The organism is Nitrosomonas sp. Nm58 (assembly GCF_900107335.1).
GTDB lineage: Bacteria > Pseudomonadota > Gammaproteobacteria > Burkholderiales > Nitrosomonadaceae > Nitrosomonas.
Genome location: NZ_FNPQ01000005.1, coordinates 1 through 16,765, shown reverse-complemented (window position 1 = coordinate 16,765; position 16,765 = coordinate 1). Strand labels below are relative to the sequence as shown.

At 48.0% G+C, this 16,765-nt stretch carries 13 protein-coding genes and 2 pseudogenes; all 15 read right to left on the bottom strand.

The annotated features are described in order from the left end of the window. Nucleotide 1 precedes the first annotated feature (1 nt). A complete protein-coding gene (locus BLW34_RS03535; protein WP_090575692.1) occupies nucleotides 2-3,484 on the bottom strand; it encodes a FecR domain-containing protein in 3,483 nt (1,160 codons plus the stop codon). Between the two features lie 80 nt (nucleotides 3,485-3,564). Continuing rightward, nucleotides 3,565-3,795: a transposase gene (locus BLW34_RS17325; protein WP_218138760.1), complete on the bottom strand. Its 231-nt coding sequence runs from the start codon at nucleotides 3,793-3,795 to the stop codon at nucleotides 3,565-3,567. Nucleotides 3,796-3,914: 119 nt separating this feature from the next. After that, on the bottom strand, nucleotides 3,915-4,148 hold the full coding sequence (locus BLW34_RS16365) for a hypothetical protein (protein WP_218138759.1): 234 nt from the start codon (nucleotides 4,146-4,148) through the stop codon (nucleotides 3,915-3,917). Continuing rightward, nucleotides 4,066-4,428, bottom strand: a pseudogene (locus tag BLW34_RS17250) (IS630 transposase-related protein). Before BLW34_RS17250 ends, BLW34_RS16365 begins: the two are co-directional and overlap by 83 nt. A 100-nt stretch (nucleotides 4,429-4,528) precedes the next feature. Beyond that, on the bottom strand, nucleotides 4,529-6,847 hold the full coding sequence (locus tag BLW34_RS03520; RefSeq protein WP_090575690.1) for a CHASE2 domain-containing protein: 2,319 nt from the start codon (nucleotides 6,845-6,847) through the stop codon (nucleotides 4,529-4,531). 284 nt (nucleotides 6,848-7,131) lie between these two features. Further along, nucleotides 7,132-8,034 carry a phosphate ABC transporter ATP-binding protein gene (locus tag BLW34_RS03515; RefSeq protein ID WP_256203554.1) on the bottom strand — a complete coding sequence of 301 codons (903 nt, stop codon included), beginning with the start codon at nucleotides 8,032-8,034 and terminating at the stop codon, nucleotides 7,132-7,134. Next, a complete protein-coding gene (gene pstA / locus BLW34_RS03510; protein ID WP_090575687.1) occupies nucleotides 8,031-8,906 on the bottom strand; it encodes a phosphate ABC transporter permease PstA in 876 nt (291 codons plus the stop codon). Before pstA ends, BLW34_RS03515 begins: the two co-directional genes overlap by 4 nt. Further along, the gene (gene pstC, locus BLW34_RS03505) at nucleotides 8,899-9,777 is read right to left on the bottom strand and encodes a phosphate ABC transporter permease subunit PstC (RefSeq protein WP_090575684.1); all 879 of its coding nucleotides are present in this window, start codon (nucleotides 9,775-9,777) and stop codon (nucleotides 8,899-8,901) included. Before pstC ends, pstA begins: the two co-directional genes overlap by 8 nt. Then, nucleotides 9,731-10,558 (bottom strand): phosphate ABC transporter substrate-binding protein, encoded by an 828-nt coding sequence (locus BLW34_RS03500; RefSeq protein WP_090575681.1) that lies wholly within the window; start codon nucleotides 10,556-10,558, stop codon nucleotides 9,731-9,733. The genes pstC and BLW34_RS03500 overlap by 47 nt, the downstream gene beginning before the upstream one ends. Further along, nucleotides 10,555-12,693, bottom strand: a complete 2,139-nt coding sequence (locus BLW34_RS03495; protein WP_090575678.1) for an FAD-dependent oxidoreductase — start codon at nucleotides 12,691-12,693, stop codon at nucleotides 10,555-10,557. Before BLW34_RS03495 ends, BLW34_RS03500 begins: the two co-directional genes overlap by 4 nt. 21 nt (nucleotides 12,694-12,714) lie before the next feature. After that, nucleotides 12,715-13,647, bottom strand: a complete 933-nt coding sequence (locus tag BLW34_RS03490; RefSeq protein WP_090575674.1) for a radical SAM protein — start codon at nucleotides 13,645-13,647, stop codon at nucleotides 12,715-12,717. Nucleotides 13,648-13,656: 9 nt separating this feature from the next. After that, the gene (locus tag BLW34_RS03485) at nucleotides 13,657-14,712 is read right to left on the bottom strand and encodes a methyltransferase domain-containing protein (RefSeq protein ID WP_090575671.1); all 1,056 of its coding nucleotides are present in this window, start codon (nucleotides 14,710-14,712) and stop codon (nucleotides 13,657-13,659) included. Between the two features lie 25 nt (nucleotides 14,713-14,737). After that, entirely contained in the window at nucleotides 14,738-15,427 is a 690-nt protein-coding gene (locus BLW34_RS03480; protein WP_256203552.1) for a TIGR04283 family arsenosugar biosynthesis glycosyltransferase, read from the bottom strand. Continuing rightward, entirely contained in the window at nucleotides 15,417-16,103 is a 687-nt protein-coding gene (locus tag BLW34_RS03475) for a DUF2064 domain-containing protein (protein ID WP_090575665.1), read from the bottom strand. The genes BLW34_RS03480 and BLW34_RS03475 overlap by 11 nt, the downstream gene beginning before the upstream one ends. A 2-nt stretch (nucleotides 16,104-16,105) precedes the next feature. After that, nucleotides 16,106-16,210: pseudogene (locus BLW34_RS17320) on the bottom strand (DUF3047 domain-containing protein); the annotation flags it as partial. Nucleotides 16,211-16,765 lie beyond the last annotated feature (555 nt).

Below are 16,765 nucleotides of genomic sequence, written 5' to 3'. Positions count from 1 at the left end.
TTTAAAAATTTAAAGTTAATCTCGCAAAAAAAGTTCGTTCAGGTACATATCGAGTAGGTATTGCTTCAGATATATAAAAGCCAGTATTTCTATAAAAGAATTTATCGTTTAATAAGTTCCTTCCTTCAAAAGCGAGCATTCCTCTACGATTGGGAAATCGATAGCCAATGATAGAGTCAAGCAGGAAGAACGTATCTACCCCAGAATTTGTCTTTTCTGGATTCCTTTCTTGATTATCATTAAAATCTTGCTTACGTCGCAAATTCTGCTTAACTGTATTTATAGAAGTGTTGAAAAAAAAGCCCTGTGGATGAAAATAATTAATGGTTATTGGCAAGCTTAGCGTTTGAATTCGATCTGGATTATTAACTTCTATTCGTTCATCCTTACGAGCAAATTTTTCAAATTGCATTTCACCTTTAATCGCCCAATTAGAATTGAATAGCCAATAAAAATATGCTCGATATAACTGCTCCTTCTGTTTTTGCAAATACTCAATCGGGGAAGTTTCTCGAATGTCATTTATGCCAAATGGAACTTCAAGTTTGCGCTCAGACACTTCGATTCCGCTATACAACTGATTAGTAAAATGAGTATCAAGTCCAACTCCCATTCGCCTGGACCTGGTACCGTTTATGTCATCAAAAAATTGATTGAAACCAGCCACTTGTGTTGGCTCCAATGATTGTTGAGCTATCAGATGGGATTTGGTTGCTTCAAGCCAAGCAGCTCTTAATCTGACAGAATTAGTGATATTCCACTGCAGACCAAATTTTGGATTAAGTTTGTCAACTTTCTCGGTATCAAGCGTATTTGAGAATGAGTCATAGCTTAGTGCAAATGTTGTGTCTATATTCCTGAGAAAATTGGTATTTGTGTAAATGTAGGCACTTTCACGCTCTAACTCTTTCTGAGTTTTATTACTATTGACTAGCAAATTGTCGTCAAACCGGTAACCACTTCCTCCAATTATTGAATTAAAACTTTTTGTCCTGAATATATGCTGAGCTTCAATCTGAAAACCCTTATTTCCCAGGTCAGTATCAATAACGTTTTGTTGTTTGAATTCAGGACGCTCAATATGTACAAATTCAGAACGATCAATATATTTTCCGGAGAAAATCAGGTCCTGATTGGGTGATAGCGCATATCGCGCTCCTATTCTCGCCGTATCCTCACTCAGCTCTCGTCGATAACTTGGGTCATAGTTCTTAGGATTGAAATCCAGCGTCAAATCCCCTTGTTCTGTCTTCCGAGTACGGAATTCAGCCTGCACGTTGAATTTGGGAGTTAGCGCGTACTGCATGAATACATTATAAATATTGTGGGTTTGGTCATTATTGTTAGATATTCCAGGATCGTTTCTTTTAAACCCTTTAGTATCATAATGAAATTGTCCCAGGCTAATTGAGGCACGATCATAAACGGCTGAGGCTACAATTTCATCCCCAAGCGTGCTATTGTTGCCAAAAATGCCAGAAGCAACCAGTTGCGGCTTGTTGCGTTCCATGAGAGGGGCGAATTCGTTGAACCCTGATATTGCCGGACCGGTGCCGGTGATGATGTTAAGATCAGCGATGGCCAAGTGGGGCTGTACTGGGTTGACATTGATCGGTTGCAACAGTTGTGCTTGCAGCAGTTCACTGACACGGGCAATCTCATGACGCGGAATGTTGACATATACATCAGAGAGGAAGCGGTGCACAGAATGATTTGCTGGATCGAGGCTCAGCGATTTGGCAGTTTCCATCAATGCGCGCTTTTCAAACCCCAGGTTATCATAAATGCGGGCAAGACTCGAACTGCGTCCGGCTTGATCCTGGTCAAGCAGCAACTTTGATCGATACACCGCTCGATTATTATTCAGTTCAATCGATTTCTGGATGTCACGCAGGGCATCCATTGGCTGGTTCTGAGTCTGTTTCTGAATCGCATCATAAAACCAGGGTGTGGGATCATTGGGATCACGTTCCTTGGCTAGATCAAATTGGGTACTGGCTAAGAAGTAGCGCTTTTCTTCAAAATAAGCCTTACCAAGGTAACTGCGTATCAGTGAGTTAGCGGGATCAAGACTTGCCGCAATTTCGATTTCGATGCGACCTGCTTCCAGCTTACCTTCGCGGATCAAGGCTAGCCCCAACCCGAGTCTGGGCATGGGATCAGCCTGATCGAGTTCGATCGCTTGGGTAAAGGTTGCTTTAGCTTTTTTCGTATCGATTCGCAGTAAATAAGCAAATCCGAGCACGGTCTGCGTTTTGCCCAGATGAGGATTCAGGCTCACTGCTTGTTGGGCCGCTTCTAGTGCGCGATCAATATAGCCAGTGGACATGTGCAGTTCCGAGAGTCGTGCCCAGGCCAGAGCATTTTTTTCGTCTAAGCGAATTGCTTCTTCCACACTGCCAAGCGCTTCTTCAATCTTAAAGTGCGCTTGTTGTGCATAGGAAAGTGCCAATCTAGCAGTGGGTGAGGTACGATCGAGTTCAACTGCCTGGTTGGCCAGGTTCAGTGCATTTTCTTTGACATTTTGCACCACTGCAATCATAGCTTGCAGGGCGTAAGCATCGCTGTCGTATGGTTGAAGCTGAAGTGCTTGTTCGATGTCAATTTTGGCTTCATCTATCCGCCCTACAGAGAGTAGCAATCCTGCGCGATACGTCAGTAGGTGGGAGGTCAATTCATGCGGAGCGATCTGATCCAGTATTGACAACGCCTCAAATAGTCTGCCTTGGCGATAGTATTCTAACGAGGTGCGCCAGATTGGTTGCACCGATGATTCAGCAACTATTTTTTCATCCAAGCGGTAATCGATGATACTGGGGTAATACAGTGCCCACTGAACCGCATCAATTGGCCGAATGACACCCTCCTTATGAGGAGCCTGATCTTTAAGGATCGTTGCAGATTCACGATCACTCAACACAAGGCTGCCTTGTTTATTGCTGGCGATCACTTTGCCTTCGTATACCACGATGCTAGCTTTGTCTTGTTCAACCCCAATAAAAAACTCAGTGCCTTCTACCCCCCCATTGACGAAGGGGGTCCTGATTTCGAAGGGTATAGGGGTACGGGTAATGATGTGCAACTTACCCTTGAGTAAATCCAGCAAAGAAGCTTTTTCAGCTTCCGGCTCGACAATGGTGATGGTCGTTTTCTGATCAAGCCTCAGCATGCTGTCATTGCTTAACCTAATAGAAGCCCGACTGCGGGAGCGAACTCTCAGCATATCTCCCTGACATAGCTTTTCATAAGGCTCTACTCGCTGCCAGCGTCGCTCCTCTGCCCTGCGTAGTTCTACGATACCTTCGACTGAAATAATATGCGCCGCTATAACAGAGCATAAAGCTGTTGAGGCGGCAGCACTGGCACTATAGGCGCTGCAATAAAAGACGAATAAGGTGATTAGCAAAACTTGCCATACAAACCTCCATAGACTCTGGAATTTTTGCCTTTTCTTTCTCTCTTGAAAACCATCAACATTACACATTGATTAATAAACCACCTCTTAACACCCAATATTACAGAAACTATATGCTATAACCATATTAGCATTATTGTTTAACGCTTTTATGAATTTTCTGATATTGCAGAACCAAATAAGAATGATTCAAAGAGCATATGATTTGAAGAGGATATCGACTGGGAAGTTTTGTTATTTACGGATGGTTTGGCTTGAGCCCATTGGTGTTCTATGGGATTGAGAACTGGAGGGTAAGGTGGGAGATATTCGATGATGTGCCCTGCGTATGAGAAACATTTCTGAATATCGTTGCGTTTGTGGAAAGTAGCCTTATCCATAGTGATGATCGGCGCAGGATCTCATTTTGGCAAGAGATCCTGCATCGTCCATCCCATGAAACCCATCAGCGTTGATGTTGGCTTCAAACAGGCCAACAGAGTTACCAGTAGTTTTCCGATCAGGGCGCCAATTGCGTTGATACGGCCTTTCGCATGCCAGTCATGCGTGCGATAACATCTCTGTGGCCAATGGGTGCACAACCCCGCGTGTGCGGCACACCGTGGGCGAAGCCACTCTCGTCGATGTAGACTATCATTCGTCCCGCTGCTTCATATGCCGCGATCTTCTCCCGAAAGATACGCCGTACGTCTTCGTCCGCTTTGGAATATTTCAGTTTTTTTATAGGAGACACGCAGCTTCCTGAGCGCATGAAAAACCGCATTCTGCGCTACGCCCAGACGCGCCGCACGCTCGTACTGGTAGGCATCAGGTTAATTACGGATATCCTATGTCAGAATCTCAAGATCGACTTTACGCTTGCAAGAACCCGATGGCTTGCAGTGAATATCCTTCAGCCAGCGCACAACGCTCGCAACGCCAACACTAAACCGACCCGCGACCTCGGCAATTGTAAGCCCTTCTTCCTCACGGATAGATAAAACTTTACGGTAAAAATCCAGAAAGTACGCCATCCCTTCAAAGAGCCAAAATTATTTGGTTTGGCTATATTTCTCAAAGATTTTCCGAAAAAAATTGATCAGATATTCTGATCTGGAAAAAGTCCTATCATCATTACTTCCCTGGCAGTCGAGTAATGCCACTCCATGACTGGGGTGGAATCAAGCGATAATCCTGGCAAAGATTCAGAAAAAAGTGTGACGGCCCATCGTCAGGAAAAACCTGGAGAATTTCTAAAAAATGATCGCAGGCACCAGACCAGTCTTGCGATTCATAGGCTAGCAAGCCATTAGTGAAACCTTCACATAACCAAATTTGATCATTATTTGCCTCCTCCTTGGGGGCTACGAGCTCTACCAGCTCGATCGGAATTGATCTACCGGAAAGTAGAATTTTTCCCAGAGGGCGCACTAGAAAGTCATCTAAACCGTCTAGCACCGCTTTTGATAACAACAGGCGTGTTTTAAAATATTTGTTTGCGCCCTGAATGCGATTGGTGGTGTTAACTATATCTCCGACGGCGCGATATTCATAATGGTGCATGGCGCCAACATTTCCCAATGTCATTTCACCAGCATGCAGACCAATTCGGGTTGGTAACCGAAATTCACCGTTATTCCGGTTAAAATGCTCAACAGCCTTAATAATCTCAAGAGCGGCAAAACATGCCTGTCTACGCTGAAAGGATAGTGCAGTTGATGCAGCCCATATGGCCAGCATTGCATCTCCCTTTACATCGGAAACGATACCTTCATACTGTTTTACTGGCTTGAATAAGGTTGCGTAATAATCATTCATCAAAAGCCTGAGTTCCGTCGGACTCAATCTTCCTCCAAGCTCTGTATACTTGTCGGCATCTGTATCCATGCAGATACCATAAAGCAACTGACTGCTTGTCGTTTCTCTACCGGCATTATTAACAAAATCATTGACTACCTGTTCAGGCACATACTTGCCGAATGCTTCCCTGAGAATCAAGCGCTCTTTAACAGATTCAACATATTTCAATAATAAAGCAGCACCACAGGCCAATAGCATTTGTGCTAATGGTATGACTATCGGCAGCCATACGTGCGCCATTTTAAAAAGATAATAAGCACCAGAACCATAAAGAAGCACCAATATAACACCTATCAGTACAGCACTTCGATCTGGTAAAACCAAAAAAACCAAGCACAGCATGAAACCAGACAGAAAAAGAATGGAGAGCGTACCTATTAAAGGTATCGGCCGCACAGGACGGTCATCCAGTAAGTTAGCAAAAGCTGTTGCAGCAATCTCGACGCCACTAATCTGCAAACCATCTGATTGGTTGAATATCGTGACATAATCATCCCTTAACTCATCCTGTTCACTAAAACTATCAGCAGATACCCCGACCAAGACAGCCTTGCCTTTTAGATCTAGCTGTTCAGATTCAGCCGCATCAGAGTGCAGAACTTGATGATACGATATTGTTCTTATGGTACGTGGTGGCCCATAAAAATTAAGGTACCTTGTTTCGCTCCCGGAATACAGATTAAGCAATGCACGTATGATCTTTTTATTACCATGGCTAGTAAGTTGGCTCCGATCCAGTTCATACTGCATATCGTCCGCCAGTTTTGCATTGTTAGCTAATACATTCCGCAACGTAAACATCAAATCCTCAATGTCGAGGTCATGCTGACTGGCTGGTATTTGGGTCGCCAGCAATGGATCTACGATGCGTAGTAGATGAACGAAATCATCATAAGCTTGAAGTGCGAAAACCTGTAACATAACCGATGGCAATGAGGGAATATCGCCCCCACTGGTATTGAATGCCCAATACTGTGTCACAGAACCTCTGGGTAAAATGAATGGAGCAGTGGCTCGGGCGGCATCGGCAATAATTGGCAAAATTGGCAAACGCCAAATGCCAACCAGTCTTGGATAATCCCGAAAAGAAAACCCTTCTTTCTTTTTCGTATCATCTAATTCAGAACCAATTCCATGCTCTGTTTGACAATCATCTAACTTTTTTTCGGTCTGATATGGAAAAGAATCTGTATCCCGGGAATCGATCAATCTTTCCACCAAAACAACATTACCAGCCTTGCTCATCGCATGCGCCAGCTTTTCGTCGCTTTCAGGTCTCCTGCCACAAGCTCCAAATCTCAGATCAAACGAAATAACCTCAGCTCCTGCTGCGACGAGCTTATCAATTAAATCAGCATGCCGATCACGTGGCCACTCCTTTGGATTGAGCGGCAAATTTAACTCAGAAGCAGATGATTGGTCGACTGCAATGACAATAACATCAGCAGATGCAGACATTGCGCCACGTAAATGAAATAACCAGCTTAGGCCATATTCCTCCTCTATAACTAACCCCACTGGCATTAGATATACTACGACTCCGACCAAGCCAGTCGACAAGGCTATAACAAATCGCTTGGGCCAATTGAGCATATTTGCCCATTAACTACTCATTTCCTCCTGGCCATACCTTTCCATTAATCCACCAATTGCGGCCTCATAAAATATGATCGATATTGCAACCTTCCTTGTGTTCTTAATCATGACATTTTCCCCTTATTACCATCTGGTAATCTTCGTTATACAAAAATAATAGTTCAAGTAGCCAAATTGGATGCTACCGGATATTGAATACAAAGAACAATGCCCTACTCTGCTGATTCCGCTAGATGAGTCGGATAAAGTAGATTAACTGGATGAGAAGGAAGTACAGCCATTTACCCTCTTGCCCCACTCACATACGCTGCCGTTAGGGGGTGGGTGGGGGTTTCAAAAATATCCCGGCAGTGACCAAATTCGACCAGATGGCCGATGCGCTCGCGCTCCTTCACCCAGAAAAACGCGGCGTAATTGGCGATACGCCGTGCCTGCGCCAGGTTGTGGGTCACAATCACGATGGTATAGCGCCCGCTTAACCGGTTGATCAAATCTTCCACCACGCTGGAGGCAATGGGATCCAGTGCACTGCACGGTTCATCCATCAATAAAATCTGCGGATCGAGCGCCAGTGCACGGGCGATACATAGCCGTTGCTGCTGACCGCCAGACAGACTCACTGCCGGAGCATCCAGCCGGTCGCAAACTTCATCCCATAAGCCGACATCACTTAGTACCTGTTCCGTGATAACCTGAATGTCCGCCCGTTGCGTGATGCCATGCTCACGCAATGGCAAAACGATGTTGCGTTGAATGGACAATGGAAAAGGCGTGGGTTTCTGAAACACCATGCCGATCCGCTTGCGCAACTGCTGCACATTGCAGGTCGCATCATAAATATCATCACCTTCGAACTGAACAGCCCCTTCAACGCGGCAATCTGGAATCAAATCGGTCAAGCGATTGATCGCGGATAAGAAGCTGGTTTTTCCGCAACCGGAAGGACCAATCAGAGCGGTAATACAGCCCCGGTAAATAGCCAGCGTCACCTTGTCGAGCGCACGCTTGGCGCCATAAAAAAGTGAAAGATCCTTGACCTGAATGACGGGTTCGGGAATGCAACAATAAGGACCTGTCTGCAAGGGACCGAGTGTATAAGCATTGCTCTTATCACAAGTCGGTTGCGCTGGGTTCAATACTTCACGATCATTCAGATAATCGGTCATATCAGATTTCGGTTTCATTCTGTATTCAGTTTTCTACGCTGCCAGAAATGGATCAGTTGCATTGCAATTAGGTTGATCACGAGCAGCAATATGATCAGCACCAGTGCCGAAGCATAGGCAGGCGCATCCCCCCCCGGCACATTCATCGACAAGTCAAAAATATGCAGCGCCAGCACACGCCCAGAATCCAGCAGTGACTCCGGCATACGATCAACATAACCACTGGTAAACATCAGCGCCGCTGTTTCCGCCGCCGCCCGTCCGATTCCCAACAATAATCCTGCTGCCCAGGCTGGCGCCGCTACCGGCAACAACAAATGAAACAACGTGGCCGTACGTGACATACCTAGCGCAGCTGCAGATAAACGATAACTCTCTGGCACAGCCCGTAACCCTGCTTCCGCTGTGCTTACCAGAATGGGTAACAGCATACATGCCAAGGTCAGTCCCCCGGATAAAATGGAAAAACCCATACCCAGATAAATGCTAAAAAACGCATAGCCAAACAGGCCAAATACGATAGAAGGCACGCCTGCCAATACCTGCAAACTGTAACGCACCCACCGACCAAGCAGACTCATGGCAGGAATAAACTCCGCCAGTAACATGGCGGTCGCCCATCCGACTGGTAATGCCACCAGCAGCGCGATCAGCAAGACCAGCAAAGTGGATATCAGTATGGAGCCAATACCGCCCGCACGCCCTGCATCGCGTGGCACATCGGTCAGAAAATCCCATGATAGCAGCGCACTGCCGCCATGGATCAGATCGAGCAGTATCCATAGAAACACTCCACTCACACATAACACCATGAGATAAATCAGCAGCCGGATCATTTGATCACGCAACAGATGGTTAGGCTTGCCGGTAACAACTATCTGCTTATACATGATGCTCCTTACCGAGCCATCCTGCCAAGCTCGTCAACACCATCACCAGTAATAACAACAGCAAACCCGAGACAAACAACGCCGCTCGATGGTCGCTCATGGCATAGGCCATTTCCAATGCGATATTGGCAGTCAAAGTACGGATGGGAGCAAACAGGCTGTCTGCATGCTGCACTACATTTCCCGCCACCATCAACACCGCCATGGTTTCTCCTATCGCACGACCGGCTGCAAGTAATATTCCCGCCACGATCCCTTTACGTGCTGCAGGCAAAACCACGCCATAAATCATTCCCCAGCGCGACAACCCGAGTGCTGCTGCTGATCTCAGATATTCGCCTGGAACAGCCGTCAGTGCAGCATGGCTTGTCAATGCCAGCGTAGGCAAAATCATCAGCGTCAAGATGAGTATCGCGGCAAGCAAGCTCGCACCAGGTGGCTGCCATTGATTGATCATTGGCACCAAGGTAGTCAGCCCCCAGAATCCGAATACCACCGAGGGAATACCAGCCAACAATTCAATCAGCCGCCGATACAGAATGGCCATGCGAGGTGAAGCGTAAAACGCCATGAACAGCGCCGAAGCAATTCCCAGAGGAATTGCCAGAAAAAGGGCGCCACAACTCGCGTAAAGGGTTCCTGTCACCATCGGCAACAGGTTGTAGTGATCTTCCAGCGGGTGCCAGGTCTCATCGGTAAAAAACCGTATGAGTGCGATATGCTGCAATGCCGGCCAGGATTCCAGCAGTAAAAACAGCATGATCAACGCCATGATCAGGGCTGCCATCACTGCACCTGCACGCAACAACCACTGCAGCCACTTATCAATCGATGCTGATTGGAACAAAATACTGCGCTTCCACCAAGTCATGCGCTTGCTCCGTGCGAGCAAAATCTAGGAATTGTTTCACCAGTCCTGTCGGTGTCATCCGGGTTACCAGGTTAAGTGGACGCGACAGCGGATAACTTCCATTGCGCACATTAGCAACCGACGCAGCTATTCCATCCATCGGTAGCAGTTTGATGGGCACGCCGCGTTGAGCGCCGTATTCTGCGGTGCCAATAGAGACATAACCCACCGCATGAGAGTTGCCGGCCAAGGTCTTGATGCCCTGCTGATTGTCACCGATAACGATATGCGGCTTGATATCACTGTTTTTCAGTTGGAAGTAGGTCAAAAATAATTCCAGCGTGGAGCGCCCTTCCGCCTTGTTGACTACCGTAATGCGGGCATTCTTTCCACCCAGTTCTTGCCAGTTGGTTATCTTACCTGTGTAAATATCAGCAATCTGTTGTGAGGTAAGTGAAGTAACAGGATTACTGGCATGAATAATGATTCCTACCCCATCCAATGCAATGGTGAAGGCCTGTAAATCCTGCTCATCCGCTTTCATGGCGCGTGACACCATGCCGATATCGGCAACGCCCTGGCGCGTATCGTTGATTCCCCGTGAAGAACCGCCTGTTTGCACATCCACGCGCACACCGGGATGCAGCGATTCAAACCGCCGCCCGAGTTCAACGGCCAAAGGCGCAATCGTGCTCGATCCGGTCAATACCAGTTTATGCGGAGTGATCACTGTAGCAGCACCCGCCCCCGATAGAGCCAGCATCGCGATTGTGATCCAGATCGATTGCCTCCAAAATCTCATGGTTTATCCCTCCTGCGCGCATGATAACGCTCTACCCAACTCAACAAACGGCGTGAAACATGCTGACGTTTCCATTCTCCCGCCACATATTTGTTGGCCTCCGGCCACGTTGGATAAGTATGAATCGTTCCCAGAATTTTGTTGAGCCCCAAGCCATGTTTCATGGCGAGCACAAATTCCGCCAGCAAATCACTGGCATGTTCACTGACGATCGTCACGCCTAATATCCGGTCTCTGCCCGGCACCGTCAATACTTTAATAAAACCCTGCGCGGCTTCATCGGCAATGGCACGATCGAGTTCCTTCAATTCATAACGCGTCACCTCATAGGCGATATTGCGTGCTTTTGCGTCTTGTTCGGATAAGCCAACACGCGCCACTTCCGGGTCGGTAAAGGTCGCCCAGGGAATCACGGAATAATCGACCTTGAAGCGTTTGATATGACCAAACAACGCATTGACCGAGGCATACCATGCCTGATGTGCAGCCGTATGCGTAAACTGATAAGGCCCGACTACATCGCCACAGGCATAGATGTTGGGATAAATCGTTTGCAGCCAGCCATTCGTCTCGATGGTACGTTTCGGAGTCAATGGGATGTTCAGCTCTTCCAGACCCAGTCCTTCCGTGCGAGCAACTCTACCGGCCGCGCACAACATGGCATCGAATGTCAGCACTTCCTCTTTACCCCTTCGATCACGCACGACCAGCCGCTGCTCATTGCTGCTTTTTTCACAGCGCACGGCTTCCGTCTGCGTCAACACCCGCACCCCATCCACTTGCAGCGCTGCTTCAACCAGCGCTACCACCTCAGTGTCTTCGCACATCATCAAATGATCCCGCTCGACCTGCGTGACTTGACAGCCCAAGCGGGCGAATGCTTGCGCCAATTCACAACCGATCGGCCCACCACCAAGCACCACCAGCCGTTTCGGTCGCTGCGTCAGTGACCAAATGGTTTCCGAGGTGTAGTAGTTAACTTGCTCCAATCCCGGAATCGCTGGAATAAATGGCCGGGCACCAGTTGCAATCACTATCGCGCGCGTGGTCAAGGTTTGCCCATTCACTGTCACCGTCCACGGTGAGGTAATGCGCGCTTCACCCTGTATCACCTCCACACCTAACTGAGTATAGCGCTCCACAGAATCGTGCGGCTCCACGGTGTGGATAACGCGCTGAACACGCGCCATGATATCACTGAAATCATAGTCGAACGCCACCTGGTCTATGCCTAGTGACCGAGCATGTTTTGCCTGCCTGACAAAATTAGCGGTACGAATCAGTGCTTTGGAGGGAACACAACCATAATTCAGACAGTCTCCGCCCATTTTGTGACTTTCGATCAGCGTCACCTTGGCGCGTGTAGCGGCTGCAATATAGGAAGTCACCAGACCAGCTGCGCCTGCGCCAATCACCACCAGATTGCGATCAAAATGGGCTGGCTTGGGCCAAGGAGCGTAGAGCCGCCGCTGCTTGATGATGTCAATTGCCCAGCGTGCGAGCCATGGGAAAATAGCCAGCAGCAAAAATGATCCGATCAATGCGGGCGACAAAATATCGGATAGGCTAGTAATAGCAGCAAGCTGGGTACCTGCGTTGACATAAACTGCCGACCCAGCCAGCATACCGATCAGGCTTGCCCAAAAAAAAGTGCTGACGCGAATCGCCGTGAGACCCATCAGCAGATTGATCAGAAAGAAAGGAAAAACGGGTATCAGGCGCAACGAGAAAAGATAGAACGCGCCATCCCGTTCTAGACCACTATTAATTGCTTCAAGACGATCACCAAAACGGCGTTGCACTGCATCACGAAACAGATAGCGTACCGCCAGAAAAGCAAGTGTGGCACCGAGGGTGGCTGAAATCAGCACAACGGGCACGCCAACCCAGAACCCCAGCACCGCCCCGCCCGCTAGCGACATGGCAGCGGCACCCGGTAACGAAAGCGCCGCCATGATGATATAAGTCACTGCATAAAGGCTGATCACCCAGAGGGACTGTTCCCGATAAATCAGCTGAAGCTCATCATGACTTGCCTTAAGCACTTCTAAACTGAAGAAATGCTCCAGATCAAAAGCAAAAAACAATCCGATCAACACCAATAGGAACCCGAGTAACCACCCGTGTTTATTCATCCTGCTCCTTGGTTATCCAAATTATTTCAGTTCACTGCATGAGGCCCCAAAACGAAAGCAACTATAACACCGATGATGTTTCATGCTGACCGGTACTTGCAAACTGTCCGCAAGTGTTTCTGCCAGTGCGTAATCGGGATCATCATCCACCAGCGTACAGGCATACACCTGCATTCTGCCGGCTATCTTGACGACCATCCTGCTGAATGCACACATGAACTGTTGGCGAGTCTTTTCAGTCTGGTACGTGGTCATGCAATGGGTGGTGATATGCGGAACGATAACCTCCGTTTCAGGGGGGTGAAATTCGGGAAATTCGATACGGGGCAGATCCCCTGGTAAACCTGCCGCTTCAAGTATTTCGCTAAAGCGCCTAGACACCTCATTCGCATCCATGCCAGAAATTACCTGACTCGCGATGGATAAGGAAAAACCATTCTGATAAAGTTTTCGCATGCCTTCCAGCGCATGGGCAAACATACCCTCTCCCCTTCCCTGATCATGCTGCATTGCGTCGAAATGATCGAGGCTAACCCGAAAATGCAATGGATTGGGACAATTAAGTAAGGGTTTGAGTTGGTGAAGGCGTTTGATCAGCGGCTCTGTCCCATTGGTAAGCACTAAACAAGGCCGATGCTGTAATCCAGCATTTAATATGCGCACGATATCCTTGTTGATGAACGGCTCACCACCGGTAAAGGAAAACTGCCGCACACCCAGCGCCACAGCTTCGTCGATGAACGGTTTTACGTCATCAAAACGTGCTAATTGCAGCCGGTTATCGCCTGGTTTCGAACCTTCCAGGCAAAAAGGACATGCCAGGTTACAAGCGGTGCCGGTATGAAACCAGACTTCTTCCAGGCCATGCGCTTGGATGAAGCCGCGCGGCTCGCCTTCCAACGTGCGATACCACAAATCAGATCGTGCTGAATAATAGTTACCTTTTGTATCCATATGGAAAGCTCAGCAACATCCCCCGCTCGCTTTACCATTCACATCTCCACTCTGATCATCGAAAGGTAGGCCCATACCACACCCTGGGAAAATACCAAAATGACGATCAAAATTTCCGTAGAAATCGAAATGTTCCTTAAAGCGCGTGTCATGCAGCATACGCAAAGTATTACCACAAACTGGAAACTGTCGACCTGCCTCGATCGCATGATGCTTGTCCAGTATAAACAAATGCGGATGATAGGGAATTGAACCACGGTAAACTACCGATTGGCCATGATCCTCGCAAGCAGGTTCCAAATTTTCCAGCTTGAACAAGCGATAGGTGGCCGAATAGAAGCGTATATTGCCGGTGCGTTCTGCGAGATGGGCATTGCCAATCGTCACAGGTCGATCATCTACCAAGCGTGGATCGATAAAGCCACAGTGACGCGCAAGCTGCAGAAAATCGTTCCAGTACAATGCTCCGCCCAGACATTCGCCATACAAAACAGGATCTCTAGCCAGAACGGCAGGAATGCGCCTGTCGCTATACACATCGGAGAAATACAATTCACCTCCTGGTTTAAGCACTCGCCAAGCTTCGCGCAGCACTGCTGCCTTATCCAGCGCAAGATTGATCACGCAATTGGACACGATTACATCGATACTCGCATCCGACAACCCAAGCTCATGCAAGCGCTCGATATCACCCTGCAGGAAATGGACATTACTCTTAGCATAGCCAAATAGCTGACGATGATAATCTTCGTGTCGGCGTGCTACGGCCAATTGCTCTTCTGTCATATCTACGCCAATGACCCGTCCCTGTTCCCCAACCAATTGAGACAGCACATAGACATCACGCCCAGCGCCACAGCCGAGATCAAGCACCGTCAGGCTGTCCAGCAGCTGCGGCAATACCAGACCACAGCCATAGTAGCGGCTCAGCACTTCACTATGAACTTTTGCCAACAGGGGCTTTACATACTCCGGCAAACCTGAATCGGTGCAGCAGGCATTGGTTTGCAGATCTGCAGAGCTAGTCAGCGTTTCACCATAGTATTTCTGAACAATCTCTTGCATGAGATTTCTCCTTTTATAAAAATTGTCAGGGCCGGCGAGCGCGATACTGCTCTGCTAATTTATCAGGCGACATACCCCATGCAAAGCGGATCGCCAATTTGCGATTATGCCAGGTGCGCCGCCACCAGCCATCACGCTGCCAACGACGTGAATCAACCCATAAGGGCTCCAGTATTGGTTGAAAATGTCCCAAACGACGTAATCCTTTCACCAAGGGCACTTCCTCGAACAGCGGCCAGAGTGCATGCCCACCCACTGCAAAATAGGCATCCCGTTTAGCAAAAATGCCCTGATCGCCATAAGGCACCCCAAAACGACTGCGTAGGGCAATAGCAGGCTCCAATATCAATACTGGCCAGACACGCGGCACGCCAAACTGAAAACGAAAATAACCGCCAACTGCACCTTGTTCAAGCGCCTGAGTCATTGCTGTCAACGGATCAGGGGGCAAGTGTACGTCAGCGTGCAGAAACCAAAGTGCCTCTCCTTGCGCTAATGCAGCACCCTGCAATAACTGTCGCCCACGGCAAGGCTCACTGGCTAGCCAGCACGCACCGTGCTGAGCACACACATCGCGACAAGTTTGACTATTCGCCCCATCGACTACGATGATCTCCGTAGGACGATGCGGCAATTTTTGTAACTGTTCAAGCAGTTGCACTAACCTTTCTTCATCCTGATAACAGGGAATGATAACGCTAAAGCTAATCATCATGATTTTCCATTTTATTGATAATGTTACTCACCAGCGCATGGAGCTGTCGTCGGGCTGGCCTCTCCTCATTTTGCAGCAATGTAACCAATTCCAGGCAATCTTCTAGCTTATCTACATCAGAACGTTGCGCCAGTAGCGCAACAGACTGCCCTGCGCTGCGACAACAATCTATCAAGGCAGCACCCAACTGATCAGTGCTCCAAGGTAGACTAACCAGCAAAGGCCAGGGGTGACAGCTGGCCATCAACGCAACTCCGCCATCGGTTGCCGGTATCAAGACGGTATCATGGCGCTGCAAGGCAGCACGGCAAGCGGCATAGTCAGTCTCCGTCAGTAAAGGCGCATCGCTACCGATATAAACTAGTTGCTTCAATCCCTCGCTTCGCAGCTTGCTATCGATTCCATTCAAACGCTGCCCGAGATTGCCCGTTGCCTGGGGTCGTATCCGTACAGACTTCGATGACAGCAGCAAAGTTGCTGCCCAATCATGATCCTCTTCCGATGCAGGTGCAATCACCACAGGTCCCTGCCAATTCTTCACATCCTCCAGTGCACAATTTAACAGCGCTTGCGCAATCTGCCGGGTTTTTTCCATCCCTAGCCTAGCAATCAGCCGCTGCTTACCAATCCCCAGCGCGGGTCGTTTACACACCAGAACCAGAGTTATTTCATCCATGGCTAATGATCATTTATTAGTGACGAATCATTTTGCACTAAACCAGAGTCACCATACCATGCTGTAGCTTCTGTACCAGTATTATCTGTATCGGTCATAATCGCTACGGTACCGACTCCTCACCAAAATAAACGCCGGTAATCAGCGCGCAAATCGATTCTTCCGCCGTTGTTTCCTAGCATATAGTGCATTTTTTTCCAGCAAATGAAAGAGCCAGGCATTACAACTTGGCTCAAACTACCGAGTCTCTGGGAAACCTAGCCCGAATATTTCATAAATTAGCACGTGCCCTCACTTGTCTTTTGATTAATAAGAAAGATTTTGCTCAGTCGGGTGTATGAATCACTACACCACTCCTTCTCAAAACTTCCCTATTAATCAAAATCCTGCGTGATCATCACGCGAATTTATGAAATATTCGGGCTAGAGCGGTTCATGTTGAATTGCCAGGTTAGACATAAACCAGGAATTAATCTCAACGTCTACCACATCAGCAAGTCGATTAAAAGCAATAAAGATCTCCATGATGCCAAGCGCTTCCCTCTGGTATCTCGAATTTCAAGTAAATAGTCGGTCCTGCAAAATGCCTAAGATCCTCATGAATTCTCCGTTTCAGGGAAGAAATTCACTTCCTAAACTCTCAAGAATTCATAATATCCGCA

Excerpts from the sequence above, each read along its gene's own strand:
- BLW34_RS03535 (WP_090575692.1), bottom strand. The coding sequence starts at position 3,484 with ATGTGTAATGTTGATGGTTTTCAAGAGAGAAAGAAAAGGCAAAAATTC.
- BLW34_RS17325 (WP_218138760.1), bottom strand. The coding sequence starts at position 3,795 with ATGGATAAGGCTACTTTCCACAAACGCAACGATATTCAGAAATGTTTC.
- BLW34_RS03520 (WP_090575690.1), bottom strand. The coding sequence starts at position 6,847 with ATGCTCAATTGGCCCAAGCGATTTGTTATAGCCTTGTCGACTGGCTTG.
- BLW34_RS03515 (WP_256203554.1), bottom strand. The coding sequence starts at position 8,034 with ATGAAACCGAAATCTGATATGACCGATTATCTGAATGATCGTGAAGTA.
- pstA (WP_090575687.1), bottom strand. The coding sequence starts at position 8,906 with ATGTATAAGCAGATAGTTGTTACCGGCAAGCCTAACCATCTGTTGCGT.
- pstC (WP_090575684.1), bottom strand. The coding sequence starts at position 9,777 with ATGACTTGGTGGAAGCGCAGTATTTTGTTCCAATCAGCATCGATTGAT.
- BLW34_RS03500 (WP_090575681.1), bottom strand. The coding sequence starts at position 10,558 with ATGAGATTTTGGAGGCAATCGATCTGGATCACAATCGCGATGCTGGCT.
- BLW34_RS03495 (WP_090575678.1), bottom strand. The coding sequence starts at position 12,693 with ATGAATAAACACGGGTGGTTACTCGGGTTCCTATTGGTGTTGATCGGA.
- BLW34_RS03490 (WP_090575674.1), bottom strand. The coding sequence starts at position 13,647 with ATGGATACAAAAGGTAACTATTATTCAGCACGATCTGATTTGTGGTAT.
- BLW34_RS03485 (WP_090575671.1), bottom strand. The coding sequence starts at position 14,712 with ATGCAAGAGATTGTTCAGAAATACTATGGTGAAACGCTGACTAGCTCT.
- BLW34_RS03480 (WP_256203552.1), bottom strand. The coding sequence starts at position 15,427 with ATGATGATTAGCTTTAGCGTTATCATTCCCTGTTATCAGGATGAAGAA.
- BLW34_RS03475 (WP_090575665.1), bottom strand. The coding sequence starts at position 16,103 with ATGGATGAAATAACTCTGGTTCTGGTGTGTAAACGACCCGCGCTGGGG.